At 49.5% G+C, this 12,609-nt stretch carries 18 protein-coding genes and 1 other RNA gene; 6 read left to right on the forward strand and 13 right to left on the reverse strand.

All coding sequences use genetic code 11. The features are described 5' to 3' along the window. Window positions 1-72: 72 nt before the first annotated feature. From fumC to ssrA, 5 genes are all read right to left on the reverse strand, one after another. Window positions 73-1,464 (reverse strand): class II fumarate hydratase, encoded by a 1,392-nt coding sequence (gene fumC / locus IE094_RS00135; protein WP_189638559.1) that lies wholly within the window; start codon window positions 1,462-1,464, stop codon window positions 73-75. A gap of 88 nt (window positions 1,465-1,552) precedes the next feature. Further along, the gene (gene arsH, locus IE094_RS00140) at window positions 1,553-2,263 is read right to left on the reverse strand and encodes an arsenical resistance protein ArsH (RefSeq protein WP_229801938.1); all 711 of its coding nucleotides are present in this window, start codon (window positions 2,261-2,263) and stop codon (window positions 1,553-1,555) included. 28 nt (window positions 2,264-2,291) lie between these two features. Then, window positions 2,292-2,624 (reverse strand): ArsR/SmtB family transcription factor, encoded by a 333-nt coding sequence (locus IE094_RS00145; RefSeq protein ID WP_189638561.1) that lies wholly within the window; start codon window positions 2,622-2,624, stop codon window positions 2,292-2,294. 67 nt (window positions 2,625-2,691) lie between these two features. Next, window positions 2,692-3,174 (reverse strand): SspB family protein, encoded by a 483-nt coding sequence (locus IE094_RS00150; RefSeq protein ID WP_189638562.1) that lies wholly within the window; start codon window positions 3,172-3,174, stop codon window positions 2,692-2,694. A gap of 190 nt (window positions 3,175-3,364) precedes the next feature. Further along, window positions 3,365-3,719: a transfer-messenger RNA gene (ssrA, locus tag IE094_RS00155) on the reverse strand. A gap of 161 nt (window positions 3,720-3,880) precedes the next feature. Here ssrA and thyX point away from each other — a divergent pair. The 4 genes from thyX to IE094_RS00175 all read left to right on the forward strand — a co-directional run bounded on the left by thyX (window position 3,881) and on the right by IE094_RS00175 (window position 6,402). After that, on the forward strand, window positions 3,881-4,792 hold the full coding sequence (thyX, locus tag IE094_RS00160; RefSeq protein WP_189638563.1) for an FAD-dependent thymidylate synthase: 912 nt from the start codon (window positions 3,881-3,883) through the stop codon (window positions 4,790-4,792). Window position 4,793: 1 nt separating this feature from the next. Then, window positions 4,794-5,576 (forward strand): hypothetical protein, encoded by a 783-nt coding sequence (locus IE094_RS00165; RefSeq protein WP_189638564.1) that lies wholly within the window; start codon window positions 4,794-4,796, stop codon window positions 5,574-5,576. Between the two features lie 258 nt (window positions 5,577-5,834). After that, window positions 5,835-6,026: a type II toxin-antitoxin system RelE/ParE family toxin gene (locus IE094_RS00170; protein ID WP_229801939.1), complete on the forward strand. Its 192-nt coding sequence runs from the start codon at window positions 5,835-5,837 to the stop codon at window positions 6,024-6,026. Between the two features lie 64 nt (window positions 6,027-6,090). Beyond that, window positions 6,091-6,402: a HigA family addiction module antitoxin gene (locus IE094_RS00175; RefSeq protein WP_189638565.1), complete on the forward strand. Its 312-nt coding sequence runs from the start codon at window positions 6,091-6,093 to the stop codon at window positions 6,400-6,402. Between the two features lie 128 nt (window positions 6,403-6,530). Here IE094_RS00175 and IE094_RS00180 read toward each other — a convergent pair whose 3' ends face one another. Then, window positions 6,531-6,737 carry a cold-shock protein gene (locus IE094_RS00180; protein ID WP_099593709.1) on the reverse strand — a complete coding sequence of 69 codons (207 nt, stop codon included), beginning with the start codon at window positions 6,735-6,737 and terminating at the stop codon, window positions 6,531-6,533. Window positions 6,738-7,113: 376 nt separating this feature from the next. Between IE094_RS00180 and IE094_RS00185 the strand changes: the two genes are divergently transcribed. After that, window positions 7,114-7,440, forward strand: a complete 327-nt coding sequence (locus tag IE094_RS00185; protein ID WP_189639394.1) for an arsenate reductase family protein — start codon at window positions 7,114-7,116, stop codon at window positions 7,438-7,440. A gap of 50 nt (window positions 7,441-7,490) precedes the next feature. Then, a complete protein-coding gene (locus IE094_RS00190) occupies window positions 7,491-7,850 on the forward strand; it encodes a hypothetical protein (protein ID WP_189638566.1) in 360 nt (119 codons plus the stop codon). Here the strand turns inward: IE094_RS00190 and IE094_RS00195 are convergent. From IE094_RS00195 to IE094_RS00225, 7 genes are all read right to left on the reverse strand, one after another. Beyond that, a complete protein-coding gene (locus tag IE094_RS00195; protein WP_189638567.1) occupies window positions 7,847-8,383 on the reverse strand; it encodes a DoxX family protein in 537 nt (178 codons plus the stop codon). The two genes, IE094_RS00190 and IE094_RS00195, sit on opposite strands and share 4 nt — an antisense overlap. 9 nt (window positions 8,384-8,392) lie before the next feature. Further along, window positions 8,393-9,154: an HvfC/BufC N-terminal domain-containing protein gene (locus IE094_RS00200; RefSeq protein ID WP_189638568.1), complete on the reverse strand. Its 762-nt coding sequence runs from the start codon at window positions 9,152-9,154 to the stop codon at window positions 8,393-8,395. After that, window positions 9,154-10,023, reverse strand: coding sequence for an MNIO family bufferin maturase (gene bufB, locus IE094_RS00205; protein WP_189638569.1), 870 nt, complete (start codon window positions 10,021-10,023; stop codon window positions 9,154-9,156). The genes IE094_RS00200 and bufB overlap by 1 nt, the downstream gene beginning before the upstream one ends. 55 nt (window positions 10,024-10,078) lie before the next feature. Further along, window positions 10,079-10,375 carry a BufA1 family periplasmic bufferin-type metallophore gene (locus IE094_RS00210; RefSeq protein WP_189638570.1) on the reverse strand — a complete coding sequence of 99 codons (297 nt, stop codon included), beginning with the start codon at window positions 10,373-10,375 and terminating at the stop codon, window positions 10,079-10,081. A gap of 199 nt (window positions 10,376-10,574) precedes the next feature. Continuing rightward, the gene (locus IE094_RS00215) at window positions 10,575-11,381 is read right to left on the reverse strand and encodes a ferredoxin--NADP reductase (RefSeq protein ID WP_189638571.1); all 807 of its coding nucleotides are present in this window, start codon (window positions 11,379-11,381) and stop codon (window positions 10,575-10,577) included. Between the two features lie 47 nt (window positions 11,382-11,428). Then, entirely contained in the window at window positions 11,429-11,860 is a 432-nt protein-coding gene (locus IE094_RS00220; protein ID WP_189638572.1) for a DUF934 domain-containing protein, read from the reverse strand. Continuing rightward, the gene (locus tag IE094_RS00225; RefSeq protein ID WP_189638573.1) at window positions 11,857-12,606 is read right to left on the reverse strand and encodes a phosphoadenylyl-sulfate reductase; all 750 of its coding nucleotides are present in this window, start codon (window positions 12,604-12,606) and stop codon (window positions 11,857-11,859) included. Before IE094_RS00225 ends, IE094_RS00220 begins: the two co-directional genes overlap by 4 nt. Between the last annotated feature and the right edge of the window lie 3 nt (window positions 12,607-12,609).

Genomic DNA, 12,609 nt, shown 5'->3' on the forward strand with positions numbered 1-12,609 from the left:
CCAAATGGTTAAAATGAATGCGCCGACACGGGGGAAACCCGCATCGGCGTAAAAAATAGTGTTTATTTTTGGTTACTTAGGGCCAATCATATCTTTTGGCTGAACCACACGATCAAATGTTTCGGCGTCAACAAAACCCAAATTAATCGCTTCTTCCTTTAAAGTTGTGCGATTTTTATGGGCCGTTTTGGCCACTTTGGTTGCATTGTCATAACCAATTTCGGGCGCAAGTGCGGTGACCAGCATCAATGATTCCCACATCAATGTGCTGATACGGTCTTCGTCTGCCTCGATGCCATCAACGCAATTGTCGGTGAATGCAACGGATGCATCGCCCAGCAATTGCATGGATTGCAAAACGTTATAGGCCATCATTGGTTTATAGACGTTTAATTCAAAATGGCCTTGGCTGCCTGCGAAACCAACAGCGGCGTCGTTGCCCATCACATGCGCACAAACTTGGGTTAATGCTTCGCATTGTGTTGGGTTTACTTTGCCAGGCATAATGGATGAACCAGGTTCGTTTTCGGGCAACATCAATTCGCCCAGACCACAACGCGGGCCAGATCCCAGCAAGCGAATGTCATTGGCGATTTTGAACAATGAACCTGCGACGGTTTTCAATGCGCCTGACATTTCAACCAATGCGTCATGCGCGGCCAGGGCTTCGAATTTATTGGGCGCGGTCACAAATGGCAAACCCGTGATTGCCGCCATGTTCGCCGCAACCTTTTCACCCCAACCAATGGGCGTGTTCAAACCCGTGCCAACGGCGGTGCCACCCTGTGCCAATGGATAGATATTTTCCAGCGCGTGTTTGACGCGTTTGATACCCTGTTCCACCTGAAACGCATAACCGCCAAATTCCTGACCAAGGGTGAGGGGTGTTGCATCTTGCGTATGCGTGCGGCCAATTTTGATGATGTCTTTGAATGATTTTGCTTTGGCATCCAATGCTGCGTGCAATTTTTCCAAACCTGGGATCAACACGTCATGCGCGGTCATGGCGATACCGATATGCATGGCCGTGGGGAACGTATCGTTTGATGATTGCCCCATGTTACAGTGATCATTGGGGTGCACGGGGGTTTTTGAACCCATTTCACCGCCCAACATTTCAATCGCGCGGTTTGAAATCACCTCGTTCGCATTCATGTTGGATTGTGTGCCAGAACCCGTTTGCCACACAACCAATGGGAAATGATCATCCAGTTTTCCTGTAACCACCTCGTTCGCGGCGGCAATCATCACATCGGCCAAATCGGCGGGGATTTTGCCCAGATCACGGTTTGCCTCGGCACAGGCCTGTTTGATCACGCCAAGTGCGCGCACGATGGCAACGGGTTGTTTTTCCCAACCGATGGGGAAATTCATCAGGCTACGCTGTGTTTGCGCGCCCCAATATTTATGTGCTGGAACATCAAGGGGGCCAAAACTATCTGTTTCGGTGCGAATGGCGGACATGGGGATTTTCTCCATAATTAAAAATCAAGCGATCTATAATATGGAAAATGCCAATTGCCAATTGCGCAGATTGTCTTGACCCAATGATTTAGATCGCCTTTTGATTCACGCGCGCCGAAAGTTCAGCAGCGGTTTCCACGCGTTCGGAATAACGATCCACCAGATGTTCCTTGATATCGCGCGTCAGTGTGGTGAATTTTACCAATTCCTCCATCACATCAACCATACGATTGTAATAAGGGCTGGGTTTCATCCGCCCATCTTCATCAAATTCTAAAAATGCCTTGGCCACCGATGATTGGTTGGGAATGGTTAACAGGCGCATCCAGCGGCCAAGAATGCGCAACTGGTTCACAGTGTTAAAGCTCTGTGATCCACCGTTGACTTGCATCAGGGCCAGCGTTTTGCCCTGTGTGGGGCGCACACCGCCCAAGGATAGCGGGATCCAGTCGATTTGCGATTTCATAATCCCAGTCATGGCGCCGTGACGTTCAGGCGAACACCACACCATGCCCTCTGACCAAGTGACCAAATCGCGCAGCTCGGCAATTTTGGGGTGATCGGCGTCCACGCTATCGGGTTGGGGCAGGTCGGTTGGGTTAAATATGCGGGTCTCTGCGCCCAATTTGCGCAAAACGCGTGCGGCTTCTTCCGTCATCAGGCGGCTGAATGATCGTTCGCGCAGTGATCCGTATAACAACAGGATGCGCGGCGCATGTGTGGCGCGATCGGTTGGGAACAGTGCGTCTTGGCTCGTTGGGTTTAAACAGTCATTTTCGATGTTGGGGAGGGTATCCAATGTATTGCTCTTTCTATTCGTCGCGGCGCTAACATTTGCACGCGACTTGTTCCAAAAAGGGTTTGCATTCATCAACATTGCCACCACAGCAATCTTTCAACATGAACCCGATCAAATCGGCCATCGCGGGCATATCCGCGAAATAGCGGATGCCGCGCCCCTCGCGGGTTTTGCGAATGAGCCCAGCATTGAGCATCACCAACAGATTGGCCGACATGGTGTTTTGGCGCACATTCAGTTTTTCGCCAATCTCACCGGCGAGCAATCCAGTTTTCCCCGCCTGCACCAACAGGCGAAAAACATCCAACCGTGTGGGCTGGCTTAATGCGGCAAAGGCTGTGGTTGCTTTAGTTGTATCCATATATCATGAATTATTGATATAATGAGTGCATGTCAATGCCATTAAAAAAAATCAACACGGCAGGGGGCTATTTTCGGAAACTATCCAATGAAACCACCTCGGCATCGCCGCGTGGTTTTTCATCCAATTGATCCAGCTCGGTATCGATTTCAATCATTGGGCTTTCCAGTTCATCGTCATCGATCAGCGGTTCAATATCCGCATGTTCAAACCGCAAACCAAATTCAACCGATGGATCCACGAATGTTTTGATCGCATCAAATGGAATAACTAATGGTTCGGGGCTATCGCCAAAATTTAGCGTGATGGTGAAGTAATCGTCAAACACGTTCAAATCTTCGAACCAATGTTGCACAACCACGGTCATATCTTCGGGGTAACGCTCGCGCAGCCAATTCGCGATCTTGACATCTTCATGCGTTGTATCAAAGGTGATGAAAAAATGGTGCTCGCCTGGCAATCCATTTGCCGAAATATCGCGCAACAATTCCGCCAGCAAACCGCGCATGGCATTATGCATCAAATGTCCGTAATTGATCGTGTCGTTCATAAATTCAGTCCCTAGTTTGTGCATAGCATAGCAAAGTCAGAAACGGAGGGAAGTGCGAAAATGAAAATGGATGCCATGGATTTGCAAAATATCGCAACGCACACGGACTATGTATGAAAGTGGAGGTTTCTGTTGCCCACGATTTTTGCCGACAGGCAAAATATCGGAATGCTGCAATCGCTGGGAGTTAAGTGGAGGTTTCTGTTGCCAGGTACCTCCGAACCCCGCTTAGGCCAGCAGGCCCAAGGCTAAGTTTTCCAATATTTGGAACTGCTTACGCAGCTACAGCCATCGGTGCTTTGTTGTCATTTGCAACTAGCTTAAGTGGGTCGATAACAGCGACACCGCACCGGGCAAAAGCAAACATCTTTAGACGTCCGTCGATCCTATTTCGACCCCATGCCAACCGTCAAATGAACGATATGTTTGGTGGAGTCGCCGGGTACCGCCCCCGGGTCCGATCCGCTTATTACATGCGCGTTTATTACCATAGTCCCCGAAGGAACATTATGAATATACGCCCAATTAGTGTGGATTTAAAGGGGTGATCACAGCCCATTGATACAAATTCCTCTAACACCCGCAGAAAATTCAAAAAACACCACCAATTTGGACAATATAGTGGTTCACGATTTGCAATCTTCAAGATATAGTGATGATTGAATCATAAAAAAGACTATAAAACATCGCGAAATTGGGGATAGCAATGCCATTAACCGCCGAACAAGCTGCAGAAATCGAAGAGCAACGCGCCCAAACGGGCACCACGCGCCGCGCCATAAGCGAGGGCATGGAAGAACATCTTTATAAGGCGCACGAGGTTCTGGATCACGGGCTGATCCGCGTCATTGATTACATGGGCAACGATAGCGCGATCACACAGGCCGCGCGCGTGTCATACGGCAAGGGCACCAAGGCCGTTTCCAATGACGAGGGTTTGATCCGCTATCTGATGCGCCACTGGCATTCCACACCGTTTGAAATGTGCGAGGTGAAATTCCACGTCAAACTCCCCGTATTTGTCGCCCGCCAATGGATCCGCCACCGCACCGCAAACGTGAATGAATATTCCGCGCGTTATTCCATTTTGGATCGCGAATTTTACATCCCAAAACCCGAACATCTGGCCGCACAATCCGTGATCAATAATCAGGGGCGCGGCGAAGCGTTGACAGGGGCAGAGGCCGAAGCCGTGCTAAAATACCTGCGCGATGATAGCGACAAAGCATATGATCATTACGAAGAAATGATGGCCGAAGGCGATGATGATAAACAAGGTTTGGCACGCGAACTTGCCCGCATGAACCTGCCCGCCAATGTCTATACCCAATGGTATTGGAAGGTTGATTTGCACAACCTGTTCCATTTCCTACGCCTGCGCGCCGATAGCCACGCCCAATACGAAATCCGAGTCTATGCCGAAAAAATGTGCGAGATTGTGAAAGATTGGGTGCCAGCGGCCTATAGCGCTTTTGAGGATTACCGCATGGGTGGCGCGAATATTTCCGAAAAAGGTCTCGATTGCATCCGCCGCCGCTTGGCTGGTGAAGAAGTCACGCAAGAGAACAGCGGCATGAGCAAAGGTGAGTGGCGCGAGTTTGAGGGGATGTTGGGGTAGGGTGAAGAATTATTTTGATGGAATTTTTGCTCAAGGAATTTTTATTGGGCTTGTTTTAGCAATAGTAGGGTCATTATTTTTTGATGGTTCTTTAGGGAAATTAGCCAACGACAAAACTTGGGTTGCGGGAATCATAACTGCTGTAATCGTCGCGCTGATAGGGCTTATCGGTGTCTTTATGTCCATTGAAGAGGCGAGGAACGCAAGAATTGAGGCTAGAAAGGACGCGGATGCTGCCACTGTATTGGAAATTTTTGCTAAGCTACAAAAGATTGCTAATAATTTTTACACTTTAGGTAAGTATGTAGAAGATGCATACGCTCTCGTTGGGGGAGATTATTCAGCCCCCAACCCAGCTGCATTTGTGCGGGGATTAGCTAGCCACCCAGAGAGAATTGAGTTCACAAGCTTTGAAAAAGCTACCTTGCTAAGATTAGGAGCTCATGACCAGTTTGGCGAAATTTCCGAGATTGATGACTTGCACAATTCAACTATTGGAGCGTTTATTAAGTATGGGGAGTTGCGCGAGCGTTTTTGCAGTACCGTACCCGCAGAGATGGACGGCGAAATTGGAACATCCACTTTTAATGAAGAAGAATTCAGAGCTATCGCTCCTTTGCTCGCGGAAATGAATTTATTACTAAATCAAATAATTACGGGACTAAAGTCAGACCTGCTCAAGGCAATGAATGCCCTTCAATCTTTCGAAGTCATCGTTAGAGAACATGGGAAAATTAAGATTACTTGGGCGGAACAAAAGGACATCAGTGAACTGTTAGTTTGACAGGCTGTGGAAACTCTATGATTACATTTTGGGGCAAAAAGAAACGTGCTGTGATGTAAAACCAGCGCCAGAACCTCGGGTGGGCGTTTGCGCCCTCCCATGGGGGAGGTTCGGGCGCGGGCGGCTTGCGCCGCCCTTGGTGATTGCCGCAACCCTTCGGACTTAACCACCCATTAACCAATCCTTAAACCACAGCGCGCATCATTCGTGCACATCTTGACAGAACTCCAAATTTTACATATTACGTAAAGCGTAAAAATGATTCAGACCTTTGCTTGCCGCAAAACCAAAGAATTGCACTATAACAATATTGCGCATCGCCAGTTTCGTGCATTTGCACCTGCGGCAAAACGCAAATTGATGATGTTACATGCGGCGGTCAATATTTCGGATTTGCGAACACCGCCCAGCAATCGTTTGGAAAAACTTGTTGGTGATCGGGCAGGGTGATATTCCATTCGGATCAACGCGCAATGGCGAATATGTTTTCGCTGGAAAGACAAGGATGCTTACGATGTTGAAATCTGCGACTATCATTAAACCGATTCATCCCGGTGAAATCCTGCGTGTGGAATTTCTGGATGAACTTGGCCTCTCTGCCAATGCGCTGGCCAATCGTTTGGGCGTGCCCGCCAATCGCATCACCCGCGTGATAAACGGGCAGGCGAACATCACCGCGCAAACCGCCAGCCTGCTATCCGCCGCCTTTGGCACAACTGCGCAATTTTGGTTGAACCTGCAAATGCAATATGATCTGGAAATGGTTGCCCAAGATGCGGTTTTTCACGAAAAAATTGCCACAATCAAACCCTTTGCCACTGCATAATACCGTCCGCCACATGTCCCCCATGTGTCCGACGGATGTCCGACAGTTGTCCCACGGGCCAAATATTTGAAATCACACAAAAAAACGGCGCCCGAAGGGGGCGCCGCTTATAATTAATTAACAAATGATTAAACCAATGCGATATTGACCGCGTTCTGTTTGCCATTGCGACCTTCTTCAAGGTCATAAGTGACTTTCTGATCGTCGTTCAAACCTTGCAGGCCGGCCGCCTGGACAGCGGTGATATGTACGAATACATCATTGCCGCCATCTTCGGGTGCAATGAAACCATAACCTTTGGTTTGGTTGAACCATTTTACGGTGCCGTTAGCCATTTCCGTAGTCTCCTAAAATATGCCCCGACATTATGCCAAGGCTTGAATGTGTAGCTTAGTCTATCTCGGTCTATGCTACTTGTAGAAGTCATCGGATCGGCGAATAGTAAACTCACACCATCAAGTTGTGGGCATTCCGATTCAAAGTCAAGTAATCTGTAACGGGGGGCGGCAACGCGAACGGGGCCGTGCGTTGCCGCCGATCTGGTGGGTGCAAACGGGGAGAGAAGGCCACCAAGATACAGTGATTTCACCCTAGAAAATAAGGGGTTTGATGAAAGTGACGATAATCACCGATTGGTGGTTTTTCTATGTGCGGATTTATGCCAACATGGATAGGGATAAAATTTAAGTGAATGGGATACGTGAAATGGCACTGACACTTTATGGTTTGAAAAACTGCGATACGTGCCGCAAGGCGCTAAAGGTTTGTCGTGCATTTGACGATGAAACCACCTTTGTTGATGTGCGCGCCGATGGTATCAGCCGCGCCGATCTGGAACGGTTTTACGGCGCATTTGGCGCAGCATTGTTAAACACCCGTTCCACCACTTGGCGTGGTTTGGATGACGCGGAACGCACGCGCGATCCGATTGATTTGTTGATGGCACATCCCGCATTGATGAAACGCCCCGTGATTGATCATGATGGTGATCTAACTTTGGGGTGGGGCGCTGATGTCGCGGCGAAATTCACCGCTTGAAAACACAAGGTTTCATCCCCACATTGATGGCGTAAGATAAGGATAAGTTTATGCGCAGAACAGCACTGATCTTGGGGATTATTTCCGGCATTTGGGGAATGATCGTTGGCTTTTTCGGATATGGCTATACCGAATTTATCAACTGGTTTGGTGAAATTCCTGACATCGCAGAACAGGTTGATAACGTTAATAAAACACGGTTTCTGGCGTTGATCGCACCAATCTTTGCGCTGGTCGGTGGTGGCATGGCAGTGAGCCTGCCGTTGGTGGCAGGCGTGTTGCTGTTATTATCCGCCGCTGGCATGTATCTTGGCTTTGAATTCGGAGCCTTCACCATGTTCCCCATCACGCTATGTTTGGTGGCGGGAATATTGGCGTTAACAGCGGGACTTTTGAAAAAAGAAGATTAGGGCGTTTTACAAAAACGATCCAATGAAATTGGCCCCGCGCCCTTGATCAAAAGTGTGGCAAACAGCAGATACCAAAACAGGCGTTGATCGGCGATCAGCTCACCTGATTGGTTGTTAAACCAGCCGCCAAATTTCGCGCCGTGCCCTGTGACATCAACCAATGTTTGCACCGCAACGAACCCCATCATGCCAAGTGCCGCCAAACGCGTGAACAGGCCAAGCACGATAAACAAAGGCAGGATCAATTCCGCCCAAGTCCCAGCAATCGCGATCAGTTTGTAGATAAAGCCAAGTTGGCTAGGGTCATAACCAACCGCCTCCATTGCCTTGGGGAAAATTTGCACATATCCGTTTGGGTCAAGCGCGAACAACCCGCTAAAGCCTTCGCCCAATTTGGTGGCGGCGGATTTCCAGAAATACATCAACAGGGTCGCTGCAAAAATGAAACGCGCAAATGTGGGTAAAAACCACCCCGCCAACATCGCCGAAATCCGTGCAAAAATGCGATCGTGTAGCTGTAAAATCCAAGTCATGTTTTCCCCTTAACCCTTTATTTTATTGATGATACCCGTAGAAATCATCATAGTGATGACATTTGATATATCAAATTCGTTATCAATCTGTTGCGTCTGTTCAAACGCAGTTTCAAGTGTTTCGCCACATTGGATATGTTCCAGAAAGTGCGCGATGCTCGGGCTGATTAGCGCGGCGTCCACGTCAAATTCGGGGCGGAATATCAACACGGTTTCGCCGTGTGGCGCAACAGGGTGCGCATTGTCGATCATGTTGTGATGCCAGATGCTCTGAATCGGGTGTTCGGACCGAATAATCTGCGCCGCTGGTACCAGATCAAAACGGGATTGCAACAATGCATCCTCGGGCATATCAACCAGTGTTTGTGGATCAAAGCCAAGCGCATCTGCTGCGTGGTATGATTGTCGCCGCGCCAATTCCAACCGCGCCACATCGGGCAAATAGGCCAGATGCGCCACGGGTTCGAATGTGGATAAAAATGCTGGAAATTCAGTGCCATAAAACATCAGCATTGGATTTTCAGGGGGAAATTCGCGCACATAAACACCCGCCATCGCGTTGAAAAATTCGGTGCCAACCAATTTGTGAATAACGGGAAATGCGGTTTGCATCGCATCAATCAAGCTGGTGACAACATTATTGCGATAAACGTCAAATCGTTTGCCGGCGGGGCGACCGGTTGGATCAATCAATCCAGGTGGTGTTGGCAAATCTGGGTCGAGAACCGCGTCGGTGAAAATCGGTTGGCTAACCACCATCGGATCGGCCATCACGCGACCTTTTGCACGGTGTTTGCCAGCAATGCGTCGGCCTGTGCAGCCTCTGATGCCAGAACGTCCCATGATGGGATATCATTGTCCCATTCGATCAATGTCGGACGTGGTCCAGAACGGGCAAGCGTGTATTCATAAAGCGCCCAAACGGGATCGACGACCGCGCGCGAGTGGCTGTCGATAAGCAAGGTCTCACCGTGATCATCGGCGTCTTCTTCATGCCCGCCAAGATGGATTTCCCCAACATGTTCAAGAGGATAGGCATCAATATAGCCTTGTGGCGAATACTGTTGGTTGGTGGCGGAGACAAACACATTGTTTACATCCAGTAACAAGCCACAGCCCGTGCGTTTGGCAACCGCCGACAGAAAATCAATTTCTGACATATCGCTTTCGGCAAAGGCGACATATGTGCTGGGATTTTCCAATAACATTTGGCGCCCAACGGTGTCTTGCACCTGATTGATATGATCAACCACACGATCAACCACATCCTGTGTGTAGGGCACAGGGAGGAGATCGTTCAAAAAATGCGTGTCATGCGTGGACCACGCCAGATGTTCCGAAAACAGGGCAGGGTTGAGCCAGTCGACCAGATGTTTCAAACGCGCAAGGTGATCCGCATCGAGCGGACCCTCAGCACCGATAGACAGGCCAACACCGTGGCAAGAAATAGGGTAAATTTCGGCCAGATGTTTAAGTTGGGCAATCGGTCGTCCGCCATCGCCCATGTAATTTTCGGCGTGGATTTCCAGCCAAGAAATGACAGAGGTGTCTTTTAAAATGTCGTTTAAATGTTGCGCCTTATAGCCAACGCCCGCACGGTTGGGCATGGGATTAGGTGCGGATTTTGATTGATCCAACATTATAAAAAGCTCCCCTTGAAAATAAATGGGGGCAGCATTGCCACCCCCAAATGGCTTAGGATGGGATGTCGCGATCCAAGGCTTCCAATGAACCTTTGCGCGCCATGCCATCGTCGGCCGCTGGCAATTCCATTGTTACGCACGAGCCTTCTGCAACCAATTTCCAAGCGTTACCTTGGTAATCAACTGTTGATGTACCTGCACATGATGTGCCTGGACCCGCCGCACAACCGTTTTCACCGGCCAATGCAACGCCGTAACATTTTACGTTTGCTGCGTGGGCAGCGCCTGCGATTGATGCTGCTGCTGCAACTGCTGATGCGATTGCCACCTTTTTAACTGATTTCGCCATAAGATTTTTCCTCTGGTATAACTGTTGAACAAGTATCGCGTTCTTGCGATGGGATAGTGTTAGCAAAGATTTTTTATAACGCGCCACTCACATGGTTGTTATACACGCGTGGTTTATCTGTTGTAACATTTATAAGCAGTGCCACAAAAAAGGGCAGGCAAACGCCCACCCTTGATGCAATGAATTGTTCGTTTTTGGTTTAACCAACGAATGCTTTTTCTAGTACGAATTCGGCGGGGCTGCTGTTGGAACCCTCTGTAAAGCCTGCATTTTCACAGATTTCTTTGATGTCCACGTTTAACCCCATTGACCCACAAATCATCACACGATCTGTTGCTGGATTCAGAGGCGGCAACCCAAGGTCTGCCGCAACCGTTCCATCCTTCAATAGGGTGGTAATGCGCCCCATTTTTTGGCTCTCTTCTTGGGTTGTTGTGGGGTAATATTTCAATTTATCGCCGACAAATTCACCAATCAATGGATCATCTGCAAGGCTCGCGACCAAATCAGCACCGTATTTCAGCTCTGCCACTTCGCGACAGGTGTGGCACATGATGACCTCGTCATAACGCTCGTAGAGGTCAGGGTCGCGCATCAATGATGCGAATGGCGCAATGCCTGTGCCTGTTGCGATGAAATACATGCGTTTGGCGGGCAGCAATGCATCCAAAACCAATGTTCCCACGGGTTTGGGGCGCACGATGACTTCGTCGCCAACCTGAATATTCTGCAATTTAGATGTCAGCGGGCCGTCTTGGACCTTGATCGAATAAAATTCCAATTCTTCGTCCCATGATGGGGATGCGATGGAATAGGCGCGCAGCAACGGTTTGCCATTGTCGCCCATCAACCCGATCATCACAAATTCGCCAGAGCGAAAGCGCAATGATTGCGGGCGTGTCACGCGGAACGAAAACAAACGATCCGTGTAATGGGTAACTTTGGTAACCGTTTGCGCATCGGGCAATACGGGCTTTGCTTTGGTAACGTTGACTTGTTCGTTCATCGGTTCAATCTCTGCAATACAAGGGAGGAATTTGTTGCGGCTTTGGCTTAGCCAGCTTTTTTCACATGGTCAAGGTAACTATGGTCGCGCCAATCAGCGCGGAATTGCCATTGATCGGCGGGTTGGCGTTTGGCCAGATCGTCGCTGATTTCAACTTCGTCAAAGCCAACACGGCGCGCCATTGCGTATTGATCGGCCAAAACATGACCGTTCGCACGCAAACGCCCCGTATAGCCCAACAGGCGCAAATGACGTGCTATGGAAAAACCGCGCCCATCGGCAAAGCTTGGGAATGCGATGCGGATCATGGCACAATCGTCAAAGAATGGCACCAAATCGGCAGGGTTTGATGTGTTTGGCACATCAATGGCGTAACCATTGGCATGTTGCCAGCGTGACAGGGCGGTATCGTCCCATGCGTGGAAACCATCCGTCCAATCGTCGGGTGCAAACCCTGTATCTGTTACAATTACGCTCATGCTTGGTCTCCTGTGCGGGTTGCGCCGCCGTCTGAAAAATGAATGCCACATTCCACCTTGTCAGATCCACGCCAGCGACCCGAACGCGGGTCTTCGCCAGCAGCGACTTTGGATGTGCATGTGGTTGGCGAACAGCCAATGGATGGATAGCCTTGATCCACCAGCGGATGGCGGGGCAGGCGGTTATTGATAATATAATCTTGCAAATCTTCGCGGCGCCAATGCGCCAGCGGATTGATTTTAAGGCGTTTGTTTTCCTCTGCCTCGAACAGATCAAGCGCTGTGCGCGTACCTGCCTGAAACCGTTTGCGCCCTGTGATCCATGCATCAAAATCATTCAGTGCATTTGACAATGGCTCGGTCTTGCGCAGGTTACAACAGCTTGCTGTATCGGCCAGATGAAGGCGTGCAAATGGATCGCGTTTTTTTACCTGTGCGGCATCGGCGCGAATGGTACGCACATCGGTCAGGCCCAGTTTTTGTGCGACCTCTGTTTGATAATCCAGCGTTTCTTGAAACAACATTTGCGTGTCGATGAACAAAACGGGCGTATCAGGATTGATCAGCGAAATCATGTGCAACAACACAACGCTTTCGGCCCCAAAGGAAGACACCATCGCCACGCGCCCGACCATTGGATCGTTCAGCGCATGGGTCAAGATCGGAATGGCCGCGTGATGGCGATAGCTATGGTTAAGCTGTTCAACACGCTCCTCAATCGTCAATTCTGGTGCTTCAAATGGCATGGG

The organism is Paramylibacter ulvae (assembly GCF_014652655.1).
In the GTDB taxonomy this organism is placed as follows: Bacteria; Pseudomonadota; Alphaproteobacteria; order Rhodobacterales; family Rhodobacteraceae; genus Amylibacter; species Amylibacter ulvae.